The organism is Bradyrhizobium sp. i1.15.2, assembly GCF_040548425.1.
GTDB lineage: Bacteria > Pseudomonadota > Alphaproteobacteria > Rhizobiales > Xanthobacteraceae > Bradyrhizobium > Bradyrhizobium canariense.
In genome coordinates, this window is sequence record NZ_JBEPRQ010000009.1 from 160425 (window position 1) to 181162 (window position 20738).

A 20738-nucleotide genomic window follows, 5' to 3' on the forward strand; every position below is an offset into this window, starting at 1 on the left:
CCAGAGGGGCGCTGATTTCGAGAACGTGCGGTATGCGCTGTGCAAGAATGAAGCAGGAGAGGGAGTAGCCCCGCACTCCTTCAACCGATGCATCGGTGGAAATCCTTTCATCGTCCCCGCAGGTGCCGATGGAGAGAATGACTTCGCCTCGCGCTACATTCGAAATTCCATTTCATTGACGACACGGCGAACGCGCCGCATGATTTGCGCATCGCATCAAGGCGGCGCAGCAGGCGCCGGCGAAAAGATTTTCTCTCGACGCAGCTCCGCATGGAACAGGCGCAACGCAAGCCGTTGTGCCGATGGCGGAGCCGTGCAAGTGCAGGAGTGGAAACGGATGAACGACGACGACAAGCACGGCGGATCGAGGCTCGACCGGCGCCATTTGCTCCAGGCGGGGTTAGCTGCGGCCTTCGCCGCGCCGCTCGGCGCCTTCGGTGCGGCACAGGCATTTGCGCCACGGGCAATCGCGCCCGGCGTCGATCTCTCGGAGTTTCCGCTGTGCCGGACCGCGTCGGATGCGCCCGCGCTCACCGGTGCGCCGCGCAAGCTGAAACTGTCCTGGAACGCCGGCGCGGTCTGTCTCGCCCCGGTCCCGGTCGCCATCGAGCACGGCTTCTTCCAGAAGCATAATCTCGACATCGAGCTCATCAACTATTCCGGTTCGACCGACCAGTTGCTCGAGGCCATCGCGACCGGCAAGAGCGATGCCGGTCTCGGCATGGCGCTGCGCTGGCTGAAACCGCTGGAGCAGGGCTTTGACGTCAAGATCGCCGCCGGCACCCATGGCGGCTGCATGCGCGTGCTGACGCGCGCCGATTCCAGCGTGAACAAGCTCGCTGATCTCAAGGGCAGGATCGTCGCGGTCGGCGATCTCGGCGGTCCTGACAAGAATTTCTTCTCCATTCAGCTCGCCAAGCTAGGCATCGATCCGAACAAGGATGTCGACTGGCGCGCCTATCCCGGCAACCTTCTCAACGTCGCCGTCGAGAAGGGCGAGGTGCAGGCCTTCCTGTCGTCCGACCCGCTGGGTTATCTCTGGCTCAAGGACACCCAGTACAAGGAGGTCGCCTCCAATCTCGACGGCGAATATCGCGACAAGAGCTGCTGCATTCTCGGCCTGCGCGGCAGCCTGGTGCGCGAGGAGCCGCAGGTCGCGCGCGCCCTGACGCAGGCGCTGCTCGATGCCGCGATGTTCACTGCGCAGAATCCATCCGTGACGGCGAAATCGTTCCAGCCTTACGCGCCGAAGACGGCGTCGCTCGCGGATATCGAAGGCATGGTGCGCTACCATACCCATCATCATCATCCCGTCGGCGAAGTCTTGAAGCGCGAGCTCAAGGCCTATGCCGACGATCTCAAGAGCGTGCAGGTGTTCAAGCAGAGCACGGACACGGCCAGATTCGCGGAGCGCATCTATGTCGACGTATTCGCTGTCTGACGGCCTTGCTTCCGGCGCGCCGCGTCTCTCGCGCGCACCGTGGCTTGCGAGCTGGATCCGGGAATCCGGTGCCGGCATTCTCGCGAGTATGGCGTGGATTGCCTTCGGCCTGTCCTGCCTGTGGTGGGAGGACGTGGGCGACTGGTCGCGGACCCACTCGCTCGGCATTGCCGCGTTTGTCATCGCGGCCATCGCGCTGTTCGGGACCGTCGGCGCCGACTACCTCGGCTCGGCGGGCCGCGCCTTACGCCAGCGCGCGCCATGGCTCGTCGTGCTCGGCGTTGTCCTGACCCTGTGGGAAGTCGCGACGGCGAAATTCGCCTGGCTGCCGTTGCCGTTCTTCCCGCCGCCGCAGTCGATCATCGAGGTCTACACCGACGATCTGCCAAAACTGCTCGACAGCGTGTTCGCCTCGGTCAAGCTCCAACTGGGCGGTTATCTGATCGGCGCGACGGTCGGGTTCCTGACCGGCGTCTCGATCGGCTGGTCGCGCGCGGTCGGCTATTGGGTGCATCCGGTGCTGCGGTTCATTGGCCCGCTGCCGGCGACCGCGTGGCTGCCGATCGCCTTTTTCACTTTCCCATCGAGCTGGAGCGCGTCGACCTTTTTGATCGCGCTCGCAACCGGCTTCCCGGTCACCGTGCTGACCTGGTCGGGTGTCGCGAGTGTGAGCAACGCCTATTACGACGTTGCGCGCACGCTCGGGGCGAAGCCGTCCTTCCTGGTGCTGAAGGTCGCGATTCCCGCGGCATTGCCGCACGTTTTCGTCGGCCTGTTCATGGGGCTCGGCTCGTCCTTTGCCGTGCTCGTCGTTGCCGAGATGATCGGCGTCAAGGCCGGGCTCGGCTGGTACCTGCAATGGGCGCAGGGCTGGGCCGCCTACGCCAACATGTATGCGGCGCTGATCGTGATGTCGCTGCTCTGCTCCGGCGCGATCACGCTGCTGTTTTCGATCCGCGATCGCCTGCTGGTCTGGCAGAAGGGGACCGTCAAATGGTAGCCGCGACTGCACTGACTGAGATCGACGCTCACCCGGCCGCCGGCGCCGCGCTCGACATCGAGCAGGTCAGCCACGCCTTCGACATCGACGGCGCCGAGCTGCCAGTGCTCAGCGACGTCAGCATCTCCGTCGAGCCGGGCGAGTTCGTTGCGCTGCTCGGTCCCTCCGGCTGCGGCAAGTCCACGCTGCTGCGCCTCGTCGCAGGCCTCGACAAGCCCAAATCCGGAACGCTCCGCGAGGACGAGGCGCGCATCACGCGACCGCACCCGTCGCGCGTTGTCGTGTTCCAGGATCCGACATTGTTTCCCTGGCGCACGGTCTGGGACAACGTCGCGCTGGGGCTGGAGGCACAGGGCATCTTGAAGAGCCAGCGTCATCGCGTCGATGCCGCGCTCGATCTCGTGGGGCTGTCGTCCTTCCGCAATGCCTATCCGCACCAGCTCTCGGGCGGCATGGCGCAGCGCGTCGCGCTGGCCCGCGCGCTGGTCAACGATCCCAAAATCCTCATTCTCGACGAGCCGCTCGGCAAGCTCGACTCGCTGACCCGCATCACCATGCAGGCCGAGCTGGTCTCGCTGTGGCAGCGCAAGGGCTTTACCACGCTGCTGGTGACGCATGACGCCGAGGAGGCGCTGGTGCTCGCCAATCGCGTCATCGTGTTCAGCGACCGCCCGGCGCGTGTGAAGGCCGACATCCGCGTCGACCGGCCGTATCCGCGCCATCGCGGCGATCCGTATCTGGCCGATTTACGCCGCCAGATTCTCGGCCTGCTCGGATTGGACGCGACATGGTGAGTTCGATCGCCAAGGGGCGCGCGGCCCATCACGAGCCCGACTACATCGCACGTGCCGAGGTGCTGGCCGAGGCTTTCGCCGCGCGGGCGGCCGAGCACGACCGCACCGGCAGCTTCCCGTTCGAGAACTTTCGCGAGCTGTCCGAGGCGGGCCTGCTGTCGCTGACGGTGCCTGCGGCCCATGGCGGGGCCGGAGCGGGCGCGCGATATGCCGCACGCGTCCTCGGCATCGTCGGCAAGGCCGATCCGTCGACCGCGCTGGTGCTGTCGATGCACTACATCAACCATCTGGTGATGGCACGGAGCCCGACCTGGCCGGCGCGGCTGTCGCGCAAGCTTGCGCGCGAGAGCGTCGAAGGCCTTTCGCTCGTCAACGCGCTCCGCGTCGAGCCCGAACTGGGTTCGCCCGCGCGCGGCGGCCTGCCCGCGACCATTGCACGTCGCACCGAGACCGGCTGGCGGCTCTCGGGGCACAAGATCTATTCGACGGGATCGCCGATCCTGAAATGGTATCTGGTCTGGGCGCGCACGGACGAAGCCGAGCCGCGCGTCGGACAGTTCCTGGTGCCGGCGGGCCTGCCGGGCACGCGCATCGTCGAGACATGGGATCATCACGGCTTGCGGGCCAGCGGCAGCCACGACGTCATCTTCGAGGACGTCGTGATTCCTCTCGATGCGGAGATCGACGTGCGCAAGCCGGCCGACTGGCGCGTACCCGATGTCGCGCAGGCGACCGTGCACACGATCTTCGTCGCCGCGATCTATGATGGCGTTGCGCGGGCTACACGTGACTGGCTAGTCGCGTTCCTGAAGCAGCGCGCGCCCGCCAGCCTGGGCGCGCCGCTTGCGACCCTGCCGCGGGCGCAGGAGATCCTCGGCGCGATCGAGGCTCGGCTCGCCGTCAATGCGCGGCTGATCGCATCCTTCGCCGGTGATTTCGATGACGGTGTCGCGCTTTCCGCGGCCGAGTCCAACGTCATCAAGCTGACCGTGACCAACAACGCCGTCGCCGCGGTCGAGGATGCCTTGTCGCTGACCGGCAATCACGGCCTGTCCCGCGCCAATCCGCTGGAGCGGCACTATCGCGACGTCCTGTGCGGCCGCGTGCACACGCCGCAGGACGATTCCACGCGCACCGGCCTCGGCCGTGCCGCATTGGGCTTCTAGCCTTCCGCCAAACATTCAGGGAGAACATCATGTCGATTGAGTTCATCGGCTTTATCGCCAACAGCAATGCTTCCGAGATCATCGTGCGCCAGGGTCCGGTGCTCGATCCCGCCTATATCGAGACGGTGGCGAAGGCGCATGAGCTCGCGGGTTTCGACCGCGCGCTGCTGGCGTTCCATTCGACTACGCCCGATGCGCTCCAGGTCGCTCAGCATGTGCTAACGATCACCAAGTCGTTGAAAGTGATGATTGCGCAGCGACCGGGCTTTACCGCGCCGACGCTGCTCGCGCGGCAGCTGGCGACGCTCGACCAACTCTATGGAGGCCGCGTCTCGCTGCACGTCATCACCGGCGGCAATGCAGCCGAGCTGAGGCAAGACGGCAACACGCTCGACGACAAGGACGAGCGTTACGCTCGCACCGGCGAGTTTCTCGATGTGGTGCGGCTGGAATGGACCAGCGAGAAGCCGTTCAACTACAGCGGCAAGTACTACAACGTCGAGAACGGTTTTTCGCAGGTGAAGCCGCTGCAGAAGGCCGGCATCTACACCTTCGTCGGCGGTGGCTCCGACGCGGCGATCGACGTCGCAGGCAAGCATGCAGACACGTTTGCCCTGTGGGGCGAATCCTATGCGCAGGTGCGCGACGTCACCTCGCGCGTTCACAATGCGGCCGTCAGGCGGGGCCGTCCGACGCCGCGCTTCAGCCTCTCGGTGCGGCCGATCATCGCTCCGACCGAAAAGCAGGCCTGGGAAAAGGCGGAAGAGATTCTTGCGCGCGCCACCGCGCTCCAGGACAAGACCGGCTATCGCAAGCCCGCCGACGGCCATGCCACGGCTGGCGCGCGGCGGCTGCTCTCGCTCGCCGACCAGGGCAGCCGCATCGACAAGCGGCTGTGGACCGAGATCGCAAAGCTCACGGGCGCCAACAGCAACACGACCGCGCTGGTCGGCACGCCGGAGCAGGTGGCCGAGGTCTTCGGCGACTATTACGACCTCGGCGTCAGCCATTTCCTGATCCGTGGCTTCGATCCGCTTCCCGATGCGATCGAATATGGCCGCGAGCTGATTCCGCTGACGCGCGAGCTGATCGCCAAGCGCCAGGCTGTTCGCGGCGAGGCGGCGGAATGATCCGTCTCATGCTGGCCGGCGCGAAAATGTTCGGCTGGTCGCGGACGAGCAGAGCGCAATCGACCTCTACCTTCACTGGGGTCTGATCAAGCAGAAGCTCGAGGCGGCCGAGATCGCTACTGCGCAGAGCCGGGACCCATGCCGCACAGATGCTCCCGGTGAGATAGGCCCCGGCTCAGCAGCGTACCACTGCGTGATGCGCTGCGTCCGGGGCACGAGATCTCACAAGGCTCTCAAGCATCCGTGAGGCGGGCAGAGCGCATTCCAACCCGGCCGGATTTCGCGAAACGTTCGTTCTGCGTTTCATGCCAGCGACAACACCCGCATTGCTATTTGCACCAACTCCCTTGCAGCACGCACCCTCCCGTCAAAAATCATCCGGACGACCACATCGGGAGACCGGCCATGGGCCTGCAAGAAACAAAAATCGAATCGCTTCCCTTCGTCACTGCCGAACTCAACTATCTCGCGCCGGTTTCCGGCAAGCCGCGCACCTATGCCTTCGATCCGCCGCCTGGCGAGCCCAAGAGCACGTCGTTGCCGGAGCCGCATCAGGTCCCGATCTTCGATGCGCGACTGATCGCGCAAAATTTCTCGCTCGACCGCGAAGGCTTTGCGCTGGTGCGGCATCCAACCCGAGTGAAGGACTTCAGCAACGACGAAGAGGTGAGGGCGGTCTACTATCCCGCCGTCGAGGCCTTCCTGCGCGCAACGCTGAAAGCCGACCGCGTCGTCATCTTCGACCACACCGTGCGCAGGCGCGTCGAGGGCGCCGCGGATATTCGCGACGGCGGACCGCGGCAGCCGGCAACGCGCGTCCACGTCGACCAGACCGCCGTCTCAGGCGCCAACCGCGTGCGCGAACATCTGCCCGATGAGGCCGAGGAGTTGCTGAAAGGCCGCGTCCAGGTGATCAATTTGTGGCGGCCGATCCGTGGTCCCTTGCGCGACTCGCCGCTGGCGATGGCCGACGGTACGACGGTCGCGCCCGACGATCTCGTTGCCTCCGATCTGATCTATCCCAACCGCCGCGGCGAGACTTACTCGGTGAAATACAATCCGAACCATCGCTGGTTCTATTTCCCCGAGATGACGGCGGACGAAGCGCTGCTGCTCAAGTGCTACGATTCCGCAACCGATGGCCGCACCCGCTTCGGGCCGCACACCGCGTTCGTCGATCCGACCACGCCGGCCGACGCGGCGCCGCGTGAGAGCATCGAAGTCCGCACGCTGGTCTTTCACAAATAGTAACAATGTGTGATGGCGCCGCCGGGCGTAGCCCGGTGGCGGCCCAGGAACCCACGGGAACCAACAAACGTTGCTGCGCGGGGCAGGGCCAACCGGGAGCGGTGCCGTGCGAGCGCAGACCACGCTGTTTTCTTGCCTTGCTACTTTTTCGCTTTCTGCAGTTTCCTTCGCCCAGGCCGAAAGCGGGCTTGCCTCCTATTACGGATACGGAAAAGCCGGGAAAGGTGAGTTGACCTGCGCGCACCGGACGCGCCCGTTCGGAAGCGTGCTGAGGGTGTCCTACGGCAGCCGCTCGATTCAATGCCGCGTCAACGATCGCGGCCCCTTCATCCGCGGTCGGATCGTCGATCTCTCCGTCCCTGCCGCCAAGGCGCTGGGCATGATGAGTGCCGGCGTGGTGCGGGTCTCGGTGGAATAGACCTGCCAGCGCGTTATAGTGCTGCCTAAAGCATGGGTCAGGGGGCGCTATGGCCAGGATCAGGGTGGGACTCGTCGGCTGCGGCTTCGTGTCGGAGCTGCATATGTATGCGTTCCGGCGCGTCTACGGCGTGGATGTCGAGGTCGCGGCGGTCGCTGCGCGCGGCGACCACGTCGTCGAATTTGCACACCGCCACCAGATCCCACGGGTCCATCGCAGCTTCGCCGAGCTGATCGCGGACGGCGAGCTCGATGTCATCGACATCTGCACGCCGCCCAATCTTCATGCGGGGATGATCGTCGCCGCCATGCAGGCCGGCAAGCATGTCATCTGCGAAAAGCCGTTCGCCGGCTATTTCGGCCGCGACGGCGACCGGCAGCCGATCGGCAAGCACGTGCCGAAGGCGCTGATGTATGAGCGCGTGCTGGAAGAGATGGGCGCCACGCGTGCCGCGATCGAGCGCACCGGAAAGCTCTTCATGTATGCCGAGGACTGGATCTACGCACCCGCAGTGACCAAGACCGCGGAGATCATCAAGGCGACGAAAGACAAAATCCTGTTCATGAAGGGCGAGGAGAGCCATTCCGGCTCGCATGCGGTCCATGCCGCGCAATGGGCGATGACCGGCGGCGGCTCGCTGATCCGAATGGGCTGCCATCCGCTCTCCGCCGTGCTGTATCTCAAGCAGGTCGAGGCCAAGGCGCGCGGTGAAACCATCCGCGTCGCCAGCGTCAGTGGCGATGTCGGCAATGTCACGGCCGTCCTCAAGCCGGAGGAGCGTACTTACATCAAGGCCAATCCTGTTGACGTCGAGGATTGGGGCACGCTGACCGCGACATTTTCGGACGGCACCAAGGCCACCGTGTTCTCCGGCGACATGATCATGGGCGGCGTGCGCAATCTGATCGAGACCTACACGTCAGGCGGCTCGCTGTTTGCCAATATCACGCCGAACAATCATCTGATGAGCTACCAAACCTCCGAGGAGAAGCTCGCCTCGGTCTACATCACCGAGAAGGTCGACCGCAAAACCGGCTGGCAATATGTCTGCCTCGAGGAGGAGTGGACCCGCGGCTATCTCCAGGAGATCCAGGACTTCATGGAATGCGCCGCGACGGGACGCCAGCCGCTGTCGGACCTGGCGCTGGCATATGAGACGATCAAGGTGAACTACGCGGGCTATTGGGCGGCGGAGGAGGGACGGCGGGTGATGTTGTAGAGCCGCGGTGAACTCACTGACCCAGCCGCAGGCACGCTGCTAATCCTTCTCCCCTTGCGGGAGAAGGTGGCGCGAAGCGCCGGATGAGGGGTTCTATCCGCAAACGCAGCTGCAAGAGGATAGCTCGCGGAGACAACCCCTCACCCGTCTCGCCGCTTCGCGGCGAGCCACCCTCTCCCGCAAGGGAGAGGGACGCACCGTCTGCGCGGCTTGAACCTACGTCCCGTAGGTCGATCCCTTCGGCAGCGGAAACACCGGGTCCCGCGTCCTGATGTTCGTCGGCCACACCACCGAGATGTGCTCGCCGGCATTTTGCATCACGACCGGGGTCGAGCGCTCGTTCTGGCCGGAGAGCGGCGTGCCCGGCGGGAAGAATTTCACGCCATAGCCCTGGATGGTGCCGCCGGCGGGAATGTCGACGTCGAGCGCGGCCTTGCGAATGGCCTCGGGCTCGAAGCTGCCGTACTTCTCCTTGGCGACCGGCAGCACGTTGTTGAGCAGGATCCAGGTCTGGTTGAAACCCATCGAGCAATGCGGCGGCACGTCGGTGGCGCCGGTCTTGGCCTGGTAGCGCGTGACCATGGTCTTGGTCAGATCGCCGATTCCAGGCGCAAGCTTGGCTGGATCGAGCAGTTGCGCGGGCACCGGATCGATGTTGCAGAAATTATCGATGTCGGGGCCGAAGGTCGCGCGCAGCTTGTCGAGCTGGCTGTAGCCGGCGCCCGCGCCGAACAGCATCTTGAACCGAAGGCCGCTCTCGCGGGCCTGACGCAGGAACAGGGTGATGTCGGGGTTGTAGCCGGCATGCGAGATCACATCGACCTTGGCGCGCTTGAGCTTGGTCACAAGCACCGACAGATCAGGGGCGGAAGCCGAATAGCCCTCGCGCATCACGACCTGGATGCCCGCCTGCTTGGCATAGGCCTCGTCCGCCGCCGCGACGCCGACGCCATAAGGGCCGTCCTCGTGAATCAGCGCAACCTTGACGTCCTTCGGGTCCATGCCGAGCTTGCCTTGCGCGTGCTCGGCGACGAAGCCTGCGAAGGCCTGGCCGTACTGATCGGAATGGATCTGCGCGCGAAACACATATTGCAGGTTCTTGTCCTTGAACACGGCGGTCGAGACCGCGGTCGTGATCCAGAGGATCTTCTTCTGCTGCTCGACCTTCGCGGCCATCGGCACCGCATGCGCGCTGGAATAGACGCCGTTGATGATGTCGATCTTCTCCTGGCTGATCAGCCGCTCGGCCTCGTTGATCGCGACGTCGGCCTTGCTCTGCGAGTCCGCCGCGACCGGCACGATCTTGGTCTTGCCGCCGATGCCGCCCTTTTCGTTGACGAGGTCGATGGCGATCTGTGCGCCGACCGACGAGGCGACCGAGCCGCCGGCGGCGAACGGACCGGTGAGGTCGTAGATCAGGCCGATGCGCAAATTCTCGGCTTGCGCCTGGGCGCGTGTCCAATCGAGGCTGAGTGCGGCGGCGGCAGCCGCCGAGCTCTTCAGCAGCTGCCTGCGTGAAGTCGGCATCCTATCCTCCCTCAAAACCGTTTTATGATTTGGTCTTGTTATTCTTTTTCGAATTATGGGGAGCGGGGCGGCGGAAAGTCAACATCACCCAAGGTCGATAGGCGGTGCGCCGCACAACGCATCTGCGAAAGACAAAGAAAAGCCCACCGCTCCCGCGGAGCGATGGGTTCGACGTCAGAGCGGGCCGGTTACTGCGACAGCTTCACGAAGCTCGGAAACTTCAGCTTGCCGTCCGCGATCTTCTCGGGCCAGACCACGACCTGCTTGGAGTCCTGCCACTGGAAGACCAGACCCGAAACGGTCGTCGGACCGGACTTGATGCCGTGGGTAAACTCGTCGTCCTTGCCGTAGAACTGGATGCGGCCGATCGTGCCCTCGTAGTCGGTCTTTTCGAGTTCAGTGACCATCTTGTCGGGATCGGTCGAGCCCGCGCGCTTGATCGCCTCCGTGATGAAGTAGACCTCGTCATAGGCGGTGTAGCCGGTATAGGCCGGCGGCGAGCCGAACTTGGCCTTGAAGGCGGCCGCGAACGGCTTCGTCTTGGAGGTCACGGCGACATCGGGCGTTGCGACCGCCAGCGACGGGACGCCGTCGGCGGCGCCATTGGTGTCCTTCCAGAAGGTCGGGCTCAGCGCCTGCGCGCTGATACCGAACATCGGGATCGGCACCTGCTGGTTCTTCCACTGCACCGTCGGCTGCACGCCGACATGCGAGATGCCGGTGACGATCACGTCCGGCTTCTTGGCCTCGATATTGTTGAAGATCGGCGTGAAGTCGGTGGTATCAGGCGAGAACCGCACGTGCTCGACGACCTTGAGGCCCGCTTTCGGGAGACAAGCCTCGTAGCCGACGTCGAGCGGCTTGGTCCAGGCGGCGTCCTCGCTCATGATCGCGACCGTCTTGAACTTGAGCTTGTCGACCAGGAGATCCTTGGCGGCGTCGCAGACGAGCTGGGCTTGCGCGGCCGAGGTCAGATAGCCGTGGAAGGTGTACTTGTTCTTCTCGTAGTCGTTGTGGATCGCCTTGGTGATCTCGTTCGAGGCCGCGCCGGGCGTGATCAGCGGCATCTTCAGCCGCGCCGCCCAGGGTTCGAGCGCGAGAACGACTTCGCTGATATAGCTTGCGATCACGGCAGAGACCTTGTCCTCGCTCACCGCGCGCTGGAACGCACGCACCGAGTCCGCCGAGGAGCTCTTGTTGTCGTAGGTCACGATCTCGATCTTGCGGCCGAGAATGCCACCCTTGGCGTTGATCTCGTCGGCAGCGATCTGCGCGCCGCCGGGCGTCGCGGCCCCCGCGATCGACTGCACTTCGGCGATGACGCCGATCTTGATCGGGTCGTTCGACTGCGCGTAGGCGGGAGCGGCGAGGCACAGCGCCAGCGCGGAAGCGAGGAGGAAGCTGCTGCTCAAATTCGGGGATGGTCGCATGGTCGTTTTTCCCTTTGCTTGTTTTGTTGTTGGTATGGGCGAATCAGAGAAAATCGGCGCCAGCCTCCGCGGCGAAGCGGCCGGGATCGCCCTCCCAGACGATCCTTGCATGCTCGAGCACATAGACGCGGTCGGCATGTGGAAGCGCGAAGGTCACGTTCTGCTCGCCGAGCAGCACCGTGATCGACGTCGTCTGCCGCAGCCTCGTGAGGGCCTTGGACAAGAGTTCGAGGACGACGGGGGCGAGGCCCAGCGTCGGCTCGTCCAGGATCAGGATCTGCGGCTGCATCATCAGCGCGCGGCCGATCGCAAGCATCTGCTGCTCGCCGCCGGACAGCGTTTGCGCCATCTGGCCCTGACGCTCTTTCAGGATCGGGAACAGCTCGAACAGCCAGGCCAGCTGTGCCGCGCGCTTGTCGTCGGCCAGATGTTGCCCCCCGAGATCGAGGTTTTCCCGCACGCTCATCTCGCCGAACAGCTCGCGCGATTCCGGGCACTGCACGAGGCCGCTGCGGGCGATTTTCGCTGGGCTCGTGCCGCGCAGCTTCTCGCCGTTGCGTACGATCTCACCGGTATAGGGCAGGAAGCCAGAGATGGTGTTGAACAATGTGGTCTTGCCGGCGCCGTTGAGGCCGACGATCGAGACGAACTCGCCCTCGTGGACGTGGATCGAGACGTTCTCCAGCGCCTGCGCCTTGCCGTAGAACACGCTGACATTCTCGACCTGGAGCAGCGGCACCTTGTCCTTGAAGCTGGTCTCGGGCCGCGCATGGGTCTCGATGGCGCCGCCGAGATAGACCCGCCGCACCGTCTCGTTCTTCATGACGTCATCGGCCTTGCCGGTGACGATCTCCTCGCCGAGATACATCGCGAGCACGCGGTCGACCAGCGCCGCGACGCTCTTGACGTTGTGGTCGACCAGCATCACCGCGCGGCCCTCGTCGCGAAAACTGCGGATCAGGTCGGAGAAGATTTCAACCTCGGCCCGCGTCAGCCCCGCAAAGGGCTCGTCCACCAGCACCACCTTCGGATCGCGCGCGATCGCCTTGGCCAGCTCGAGCCGGCGCAGGTCGGCGAAGGGCAGCGTCGGCGGGCGGCGGTTCATCACGTTGCCGAGTCCGACGCGGTCCGCGATCCATTTGGCACGCTCGACCAGCGCCTTGTCCGGAAACAGCATGAACAGGCTGTCCGGCAGCAGCGCGACCATGATGTTCTCCAGCACGGTCTGCCGGTTCAGCGGCCGCGAATGCTGGAACACCATGCCAAAGCCTTTGCGCGCGATCTTGTGCGCGGGAAGGCCGGCAACGTCCTCGCCCTCGAAGATCACCTCGCCTGATGTCGGGCGCTCGATGCCCATCACGCTCTTCATCGCGGTCGACTTGCCCGAGCCGTTCGGCCCGATCAGGCCAAAAATCTCGCCGCTATTGACCTCGAAGCCGAGGTTCTTCACCGCCGTCAACCCGCCGAAGCGCTTGGTCAGGCCGCGGACTTCGAGCACGGCCCTGTTTGAAGTTCGCATATCCATCACGAGCGCGCCTCACGCGAGAGGGCCGCTCCGAGGAAGCCGCCGGGGAAGAACAGCACGACGAGGAGCGCGACCGCCGAGACGATGAAGGTTGCGAGCTCGCCGGTGGGGCGCAGGAATTCGCCGGCGACGATCAGGAAGATCGCGCCCAGCGCCGCACCGAGCACGGTGCGGCGGCCGCCGAGCACGGCCGAGACGATCACGTTGACGCCGACCGCGACGTCGACCACGGTGCCGACCGAGGCGGTGCCGAAATAGAACACCAGCAGCGCGCCTGATAACCCCGAGAAGAACGCGCTGACGATGAAGGCGGCGAGCTTGTGCTTGACGATGTTGAAGCCGAGCGCACCGGCCTGCACCGGGTCCTGGCCGCTGGCTTGCAGCACCAGGCCAACAGGCGATTGCGAGAGGCCATAGAGGATCGCCGCCGAGATCGTCATGAAGCCGAGCGCAATCCAGTAATTGACACCGGCGTTAATGGAGATGACGTCGGGAATGGTCAGGCCGATCTCGCCGCCGGTCAGGTCGGCAAACACCACGATGAAATTCTGCAGCATCAGCACCGCGACCAGCGTGGTCAGGCCGAAATACGGTCCGCGCACCCGCAGCGCCGGCAGCGCCAGCACGAGGCCGGCGATGACGGAGGCGAGCGCACCGAGCACGATGCAAGCGTAAACCGACCAGCCGAACTGGGCATTCAGGATGCCGGCGGTGTAGGCGCCGACGCCGATCAGGAAGGTCGGGCCGAAATTGACCTCGCCGGCGAAGCCGAACAGCAGGTCCCACGCCATCGCGAACACGCCGAAGTAAAAGGCGACGGTGAGCAAGCCGAGCACATAGCCCGAGACATAAAGCGGCAGCGTGGCTGCGATCACCACCAGCGCGAGCGAGATGAAGAACAGGCGGGTCGTAAAGAAGCTGGCCATCTCAGCGCCTCCCCAGAAGGCCCTGGGGCCGTATGTACATCACGAACACGAGCAGCAGCAGCGCCGGAATGGTGCGGTAGGCCGGCGAGACCAGATAGGCCGTGAGCGTTTCGAGATAACCGACCACAAAGGCCGCGATCAGCGAGCCGGAGACGCTGCCGAGGCCGCCGAGCACGACGATCGAGAACGCGCTCGCGGTCAGCGGTCCGACGCTGTAGGAGCTGACGCCGAGGAACATTCCGAGCAGCACGCCGGCGATGCCGGCGAGAATGCCGTAGATCGCCCACACCACGACGTAGATGTTGGTGAGCTCGAGGCCGAGCAGGGTGACGCCGCGTGGGTTCATCGAGGCCGCGAGCACCGCCTTGCCGGTGCGGGTGCGGTTCACCAGGAGCCACAACAGCGCGATGACGAAGCAGCACACGATCGCGGTAAAGATCTCGTTGCTGGGCGTGCGTACGCCGAGGATCTCGACGACGCCCTCGACGATCGGCAATACGGTCTTGGCGTTGTTGGTGAAGAAATAAGCGATCACCTCCTGGATCATGATCCCCCACAGCAGCGTGCCGGTGAGGACGAAGATCTCCTTCTCTTCATTCGGGATGCGACGGGAGTCCTGGATCGGCTTCACCACCGCGAAATAGGTCGCAAAGGATGTGAGGAGGGCGACACCGACCCCGATCAGCGCGCCGGCATAGGTGCCGACATTCAGGATGCTGGCGGCGGCCCAGGCGGCTACCGCTGCGGCCACCATGATGGCCCCATGAGAGAGGTTGAGGACGCCGGACACGCCGAAGATCAGCGTGAAGCCGGTGGCTCCGAGAGCATAGAGAGCGCTGATGGCAAAGCCATCGATCAGAATCTGGAAAGCACGCATCTAAGGTTGGCAATCTGATTTATGAGAGACGATGTTGCTGGGGCAACGTGCGGGGGCCGCATGTGGAAGCTCCCGGGAGCTGGTCCCGGGAGCGTGTCCTGCTAGTTCGAGAGCTTGATGAAGCTCGGGAACTTGATGTCGACCTTGGCGACTTCCTTGGGCCAGACCGCGCTCTGCTTGCCGCCCTGCCATTGCAGCATCAGCCCGGTGATCAGGCCCTTGCCGTATTTGATCGAGTGCGTGAACGGATCGTCCTTGCCGTAGAACTGGACGCGGCCGATCGTACCTTCCCAGTCGGTCGTCTCAAGCGCGGCGACCAGCTTGTCGGCGTCGGTCGAGCCCGCGCGCTTCACCGCGTCGGCGATGTAGTAGACCTCGTCATAGGCGGTGTAGCCGGCATACGAGGGATAATTGCCGAACTTCTTCTTGAAGGCTTCGGCGAACGGCACCGATTTGGGCGTCACCGCGACGCCCGGGCCGGAGACGCCCTGGTAGAGCACGCCTTCGGCCGCCTGATTGGTGTCCTTGCCAAAAGTCTCGTTGGTGGCCTGCGAGGCGATGCCGAACATCGGGATCGGCACCTGCTGGTTCTTCCACTGCACCGTCGGCTGCACGCCGACGTGGGAGATGCCGGTGATGATCACGTCGGGCTTGGAGCCTTCGATCTTGTTGAAGATTGGCGTGAAGTCGGTGGTATCGGGCGAGAAGCGGATGTGGTCGAGCACCTTCAGCCCGATCTTGGGCAGGCATTCCTCGTAGCCGATGTCGAGCGGCTTGGTCCAGGCGGCGTCCTCGCTCATGATGACGGCGGTCTTCATGTGCATCTTGTCGACCAGCAGGTCCTTGGCGCCGTCGCAGACCGAGAGCGCCAGCGCGGCGGAGGTCAGATAGCCGTGGAAGGTGTACTTGTTCTTCTCGTAGTCGGCATGCACGCTCTTGCTGATTTCGTTGGAGGCTGCACCGGGCGTGACGAACGGCGTCTTCAGCCGCGAGGCCCAGGGCTCCAGTGCCAGCACGACTTCGCTGATGTAGCTGGCGATGACCGCGTTGACTTTGTCCTCGTTTACCGCGCGCTGGAATGCGCGCACCGAATCTGCCGAGGACGAGTGATTGTCGTAAGAGACGATCTCGATCTTGCGGCCGTCGACGCCGCCATTGGCGTTGATCTCGTCGGCGGCGAGCTGTGCCGCCTGGGGGATGGAGGCGCCGGCAATCGCCTGCGCTTCCGCGATCACACCGATCTTGATCGGGTCGGCCGCAAGTGCCGCGCCTGACGTCATCAACACAGCGGCCGCGGCGGTACCGAGTGTTATCCGCAACGCAACAGAGAGCGGTTTCTTCATCTTGTTCTCTCCCTTAACAGGCCTCTTATGAGCCATTATGCGCGCGACTATACCGGCGGAGACATTCTCGGCAAGTGAAACCGCGTCCAGGATTGTGAGGCACGGACTAAAGTCTAGCGCTGCGCAAATAGCGGGCAGGAAAGCTGTCGGACCCGTTTCACGCGCAGGCATGCAGATTTCGTCGGTAGGCATGCGCAGCTATCGCAGGCGCACAGCAACCCGATCGCTGAATGGCGATGCCGTCGCGTCGGCTCAGCGCGCTTGCAGCAGCGACGGATCGAGCGGCGCGAGGCGGGCCGGATCGAATGCTGAGATGTCGACGTTGCGTGTCGCACCCTCCGCGATCAGTTGCGCCATGGCCTCGCCCGTGGCGGGCGCATTCAGGATGCCCCACACATTGTGCCCGGTCGCAACGTACAGACCTTCACTTTGCGGCACCTTGCCGATCAGCGGCAGGCCATCCTGTGTCACCGGCCGGAAGCAGGCTTGCCGCGCAATGATCCTCTCGGATCGGAACCGTGGCGACAGCCGCTCGGACATGGTTTGCAGGCGCGCGATCGCGTCGTGGTCCGGCGTCACGGCAGCCGGATCGAGCGGCAGCGGCGCGATGTCGGAGAGAGCGGTGATATGCGTGCTGCCGTCGGCGCGAGGAAAGACCTCGATCGATACGGCACTGCCATTCTCTTCAGACTCCAGGAACAGCGCATCGGTCGGCGCATCCGTGCCGGTGTCGTACACGATGCTCGGGCTGCGCTGGCCGTAGACGGCGGGCAGGCTCATCCATTGCGCGGCGAGCAGCGACCATGGTCCCATCGCGATCACGATGGCGTCCGCCTCGACGATGCGGCCGTCGACCTCGACGCCTGTCGCGGTCGTGCCATCTGCATCACGCATGATGCCGGTCACCTGGCCGGGACGAAACTCGGCGCCTTCCGCGAGCGCCGCGTTCATCACGGCTGAGGTGAATTTCTTGGGGTGAACGATCGCAGTGGACTCCATCGTGCCGATGCGCTGCGCGATGATGACGCCGTTGCTGAGCCAGCCGAGCGCGGACGGTGCATCCCGGCGCGGATGGCCATCGGCGGCAACGAAGCCGCTATAAGCGCTCATCGGGCGATAGCCCCAATCGCCTGCGATCTCGTCCGGCAGTTGCGCATGGATCGCGAAGCTCCGTCGCGCCAGCGCATCGAGCGGCGAGCCCTCGCACCAGTCGCGTGCGAGGAAGCCGCCCGCCTTGCCTGACGCCGCGGCCGCGACGTCCGCCCGCTCCACGACGACGACGTCGATGCCGCGGCGGCGGAGAAACCAGGCGGTGCAGGCGCCGATCACGCCGCCGCCGCAGATCACAACGCGCATGAATGCTCTCTTACACAATGAAATCCTTCGCATGGAGATCCGCGGTATGGACCCCTTGCAGCGTGATCGTATCGGTCGCCGTCAGGTGGATCACCGCATTTCCTGTGCTGTCATCGCTGATCAGGCTTTTTAGCGCCGCCCAGTCTGCGAAGCCGTAATCGTGCAAATTGATCACATCGTGCTCGCGCGCCGTGCTGCCGACAGCCTTGTTGCCCTGGTCGAAATCGTTGATCACGTCCAGGCCTGAACCTTTGTTGAAGACGAATCTGTCGTCGTTCGGTCCGCCCCAGAGCTCGTCATTTCCGCGACCGCCATTCAGCATGTCCTTGCCGCCCGTGATCGAGCCGGCCGTGAACGGAGCGTAGGTCTGTGCATCGCCATACAGCAGATCGTCGCGGCTGCTGCCGAGGAGGATATCATCTCCGCCGCGCGCATTGCCTGACATGTTCGAGGCATCCCCGACGAGCACGATGGACGTGGAGTCCGGGTTGCCGTCGACGGTAGCGATCAGGATATCGTTGCCGCCACGGGTATCGTCGCTCATGTAGCCGGCGTCTCCGACCAGAGACGCGCCCCCGGAATGGGCGGCGGCACCGACGGTGTAGATGAGGATGTCGTTGCCGCCGCGCGCATCGCCGCTCATGGAGACGAGGGCGTCGCCCGATATCGAAGCGCCGCCGTCACTGCCGACCTGGGTCACGCTGAGGATATCATTGCCGCCGCGCGCATGATCGCTCATGGAACTACCGGAGTCTCCGCTGAACGTGCCGGACGCTCTGTTTCCCATCGATGCAACGACGACATCATTGCCGCCCCTCGTGTCGGCCGACATGGCGGTTTCGGCGTCGCCAAAAACACCGAGGGTCGCGTAGATCGATGTCGATGCATCGACATGAAGTACATCGTTGCCGCCATGGGCGTCGCCGGACACCGCCTGCGCATCGCCGTCCAGGAACACGTAGTCCCCGAAGCCTGTGACGGTCGCAGCGAGCTGGTCGTTTCCGCCGTGAGAATGTCCTTGCAGGGTCTGGTCGTCCCCAACGAATATCAGGACCGCGTTGCTCCCATCGACGGTCGCGATCATCTTGTCGCTGCCGCCGCGGCCGTCGTTCGGCAGGCCCGGGTCCCCGAACTCAGTGACAAATTGCTGGTCCCCAACGCTGACGATGATGGTGTCGTTTGGCATACGGCGCATCGCGCAACTCCCGGTTCAAGTCGGACGCGAGAACGAAGAGCATCATGCCTTCGCACCGCGCTGCGGCTTTGCCGCGCGATTCAATCTTCGTTGGATTGATGGCGGAGATTTGCTCGGGGCGTAGCTTGATTGCGATCAGGGAACCGCGGGCGCCGGCGGTCCACGCCGACGCCCGTGCTTGCGATCGCGCGCGCGGGCTCAGCCCGGGCCTGCGCCTTGCGTGGCGGTATACACCGCGTAGAGCGATTGGCTCGCGGCCATGAACAGGCGATTGCGCTTGGGGCCGCCGAAGCAGATGTTGCCGCACACTTCGGGCAGCCGGATGCGGCCGAGGAGCTTGCCCTCCGGCGACCACGTCGTCACGCCGCTGTAGCCGACGGCGCGGCCGGCATTGCTGGAGGCCCAGACGTTGCCGTTGACGTCGCAGCGCACGCCGTCCGGCCCGCACTTCACACCGTCGATCACGCACTCGCTGAACCGCTTCTGGTTCGACAGCTTGTTGTCGCCGCCGACGTCGAAGACGAAAATCTCATCCTTGCCGCCGGGACCGGTGTCGCCGGGTCCCTTGCCGGTTGATACGACGTAGAGCTTCTTGAAGTCCGGCGAGAAGCACAGCCCGTTCGGGTCGGGCACCTGCTCCTCCGTGACGACGAGATCGACGCGGCCGCTAGGGTCGATGCGATAGCAATTGGTCGGCAGCTCGCGCTTGCCCGGCGCGAAGCCGGCGGGCTGGCCAATTCGCGGATTGAGCTTGCCGCCGGAATTGCTCGGACCGCTCGGGGCGTCGGGCTCACCTTCGTAGAGCTGGCCGCCATAGGGCGGATCGGTAAACCAGTAGCTGCCGTCAGGATGCGCGACGACGTCGTTCGGCGAGTTCAGCTTCTTGCCGTTGTAATTATCGCAAAGCACGGTCGCGGTGCCGTCATGTTCATAGCGCGTCACCCGCCGGGTCAAATGTTCGCAGGAGAGTTGACGGCCCTGGAAGTCGAACGAGTTGCCGTTGGAGTTGTTGGACGGCGAGCGGAACACGCTGACGCGACCGTCGTCTTCGCTCCAGCGCATCTGCCTGTTGTTGGGAATGTCGCTCCAGAGCAGATAGCGGCCCTGTGCACTCCACGCCGGGCCTTCAGCCCACAGCAGGCCCGTATAGAGACGCTTGATCGCCGTGTTAGGCTGCGCGAGATCGTTGAAGGACGGATCGACCGCGATCACGTCGGGGTCCCAGAAATAGGTGGTCGGCGCGCCGTGGGGACCGAAATCGCGTGGCGGGGTGGTGATCGTCGTCGGCGGCGCGGCAGGTCCGGTCTGGGCCAGCGCGGAGCCGGCGCCGGCAAGAGTGGCGGCGCCGAGCGCAAGTCCCTGAACGAGCGTTCGTCGTGAAAGCGCAGCATCCTGGTCACGCTGCTTTTGGCGTGTCATCGCATCCTCCCGGTCATGTTCGGCTAGCCGGTTGATCCGGCCGAGCAGGGCAAGGTTAGTCCGGTCCGATGACGGTTGCGAGGGGGAGGTACGCATCCTCAGCGAGAGCGGGGCGGCAAAAGCGCTGCAACGTCGAACATGGAAACGACAAATTCATCCGGCGTGACGGGGTTTACCGGAATTGCGTTCAGGGCATCGCCGAGCTGTGGAGCATGTCAAGCCTTGACCTCCTGCGCGATGCTGGCAGAACGTCATCCGGGGCGTAAGACGGAGTTTACTGTGGTCGCTGTCGTCGTACTCGTTTTGCTGCTCGGGATTGCATTTGCGGCCGGCTATTTCACCCGCGACTACGTCTCCCGCAAAAGGCGAGCCGAGGCGCGCCGCTGGCGTGAGTACAGCGAGCCGGATTGGCTCAGTGCCAACGCACCGGCCAACACGAACGATATCGCGATCGCTGGCAAGGCTACGCCGGTTGCCACCAGCGAGCTCGGTCAGATGCTGAACCGCTGGGAGAGCAGGGCTCGGGCTCGCCGTACGGCATAGCTCGACGGTCTCGCCTGGCTCCAATCGGCCAGACACACCGGCACCGGTCCTTCCACGCATCCGGCGGGGCGATCATGTCAGCCCTTCTGTCCATCTTTTGGCGTTGCAGTTGCGGCCATTTCTCGTCTAGAAACGGCGCATCGAGCCTCCCGGCAACCAACCGTCAACGGTTTTGACCGAG

General features: G+C 64.4%; 18 protein-coding genes. 9 read left to right on the forward strand and 9 right to left on the reverse strand.

Features of this window, described 5'->3' with window-relative positions:
* Nucleotides 1-337: 337 nt before the first annotated feature.
* From ABIB80_RS18890 to ABIB80_RS18925, 8 genes are all read left to right on the forward strand, one after another.
* On the forward strand, nucleotides 338-1441 hold the full coding sequence (locus tag ABIB80_RS18890; protein WP_007601086.1) for an ABC transporter substrate-binding protein: 1104 nt from the start codon (nucleotides 338-340) through the stop codon (nucleotides 1439-1441).
* Nucleotides 1419-2441, forward strand: coding sequence for an ABC transporter permease (locus ABIB80_RS18895; RefSeq protein ID WP_007601088.1), 1023 nt, complete (start codon nucleotides 1419-1421; stop codon nucleotides 2439-2441). Before ABIB80_RS18890 ends, ABIB80_RS18895 begins: the two co-directional genes overlap by 23 nt.
* Nucleotides 2435-3235 carry an ABC transporter ATP-binding protein gene (locus ABIB80_RS18900; RefSeq protein WP_007601090.1) on the forward strand — a complete coding sequence of 267 codons (801 nt, stop codon included), beginning with the start codon at nucleotides 2435-2437 and terminating at the stop codon, nucleotides 3233-3235. Before ABIB80_RS18895 ends, ABIB80_RS18900 begins: the two co-directional genes overlap by 7 nt.
* Nucleotides 3229-4401 (forward strand): acyl-CoA dehydrogenase family protein, encoded by a 1173-nt coding sequence (locus tag ABIB80_RS18905; protein ID WP_007601092.1) that lies wholly within the window; start codon nucleotides 3229-3231, stop codon nucleotides 4399-4401. Before ABIB80_RS18900 ends, ABIB80_RS18905 begins: the two co-directional genes overlap by 7 nt.
* A 29-nt stretch (nucleotides 4402-4430) precedes the next feature.
* Nucleotides 4431-5531, forward strand: coding sequence for an LLM class flavin-dependent oxidoreductase (locus tag ABIB80_RS18910; RefSeq protein WP_007601093.1), 1101 nt, complete (start codon nucleotides 4431-4433; stop codon nucleotides 5529-5531).
* 405 nt (nucleotides 5532-5936) lie between these two features.
* Complete coding sequence (locus tag ABIB80_RS18915) at nucleotides 5937-6779, forward strand: CmcJ/NvfI family oxidoreductase (RefSeq protein WP_007601094.1); 843 nt, start codon at nucleotides 5937-5939, stop codon at nucleotides 6777-6779.
* A gap of 106 nt (nucleotides 6780-6885) precedes the next feature.
* Nucleotides 6886-7197, forward strand: a complete 312-nt coding sequence (locus ABIB80_RS18920; RefSeq protein WP_007601095.1) for a septal ring lytic transglycosylase RlpA family protein — start codon at nucleotides 6886-6888, stop codon at nucleotides 7195-7197.
* 49 nt (nucleotides 7198-7246) lie between these two features.
* The gene (locus ABIB80_RS18925; protein ID WP_007601096.1) at nucleotides 7247-8416 is read left to right on the forward strand and encodes a Gfo/Idh/MocA family protein; all 1170 of its coding nucleotides are present in this window, start codon (nucleotides 7247-7249) and stop codon (nucleotides 8414-8416) included.
* A 216-nt stretch (nucleotides 8417-8632) separates the two neighbouring features.
* Here the strand turns inward: ABIB80_RS18925 and ABIB80_RS18930 are convergent, their stop codons facing one another.
* From ABIB80_RS18930 to ABIB80_RS18970, 9 genes are all read right to left on the reverse strand, one after another.
* On the reverse strand, nucleotides 8633-9943 hold the full coding sequence (locus tag ABIB80_RS18930) for an ABC transporter substrate-binding protein (RefSeq protein ID WP_007601097.1): 1311 nt from the start codon (nucleotides 9941-9943) through the stop codon (nucleotides 8633-8635).
* 188 nt (nucleotides 9944-10131) lie between these two features.
* Nucleotides 10132-11373 carry an ABC transporter substrate-binding protein gene (locus tag ABIB80_RS18935; protein WP_007601098.1) on the reverse strand — a complete coding sequence of 414 codons (1242 nt, stop codon included), beginning with the start codon at nucleotides 11371-11373 and terminating at the stop codon, nucleotides 10132-10134.
* A 43-nt stretch (nucleotides 11374-11416) separates the two neighbouring features.
* Nucleotides 11417-12898, reverse strand: coding sequence for an ATP-binding cassette domain-containing protein (locus ABIB80_RS18940; RefSeq protein ID WP_007601100.1), 1482 nt, complete (start codon nucleotides 12896-12898; stop codon nucleotides 11417-11419).
* Complete coding sequence (locus ABIB80_RS18945; protein WP_219683503.1) at nucleotides 12898-13824, reverse strand: branched-chain amino acid ABC transporter permease; 927 nt, start codon at nucleotides 13822-13824, stop codon at nucleotides 12898-12900. The genes ABIB80_RS18940 and ABIB80_RS18945 overlap by 1 nt, the downstream gene beginning before the upstream one ends.
* A 1-nt stretch (nucleotide 13825) precedes the next feature.
* Nucleotides 13826-14701 (reverse strand): branched-chain amino acid ABC transporter permease, encoded by an 876-nt coding sequence (locus ABIB80_RS18950; RefSeq protein ID WP_007601104.1) that lies wholly within the window; start codon nucleotides 14699-14701, stop codon nucleotides 13826-13828.
* Nucleotides 14702-14802: 101 nt separating this feature from the next.
* Nucleotides 14803-16044: an ABC transporter substrate-binding protein gene (locus ABIB80_RS18955; RefSeq protein ID WP_007601105.1), complete on the reverse strand. Its 1242-nt coding sequence runs from the start codon at nucleotides 16042-16044 to the stop codon at nucleotides 14803-14805.
* 252 nt (nucleotides 16045-16296) lie between these two features.
* The gene (locus ABIB80_RS18960) at nucleotides 16297-17400 is read right to left on the reverse strand and encodes an NAD(P)/FAD-dependent oxidoreductase (RefSeq protein WP_007601107.1); all 1104 of its coding nucleotides are present in this window, start codon (nucleotides 17398-17400) and stop codon (nucleotides 16297-16299) included.
* Between the two features lie 10 nt (nucleotides 17401-17410).
* A complete protein-coding gene (locus ABIB80_RS18965; RefSeq protein ID WP_354128129.1) occupies nucleotides 17411-18595 on the reverse strand; it encodes a calcium-binding protein in 1185 nt (394 codons plus the stop codon).
* Nucleotides 18596-18793: 198 nt separating this feature from the next.
* Nucleotides 18794-20014: an SMP-30/gluconolactonase/LRE family protein gene (locus ABIB80_RS18970; protein WP_007601110.1), complete on the reverse strand. Its 1221-nt coding sequence runs from the start codon at nucleotides 20012-20014 to the stop codon at nucleotides 18794-18796.
* 279 nt (nucleotides 20015-20293) lie between these two features.
* On the opposite strand from ABIB80_RS18970, the gene ABIB80_RS18975 reads away from it, so the two are divergent.
* The gene (locus tag ABIB80_RS18975) at nucleotides 20294-20557 is read left to right on the forward strand and encodes a hypothetical protein (RefSeq protein WP_354128130.1); all 264 of its coding nucleotides are present in this window, start codon (nucleotides 20294-20296) and stop codon (nucleotides 20555-20557) included.
* Nucleotides 20558-20738: the final 181 nt, after the last annotated feature.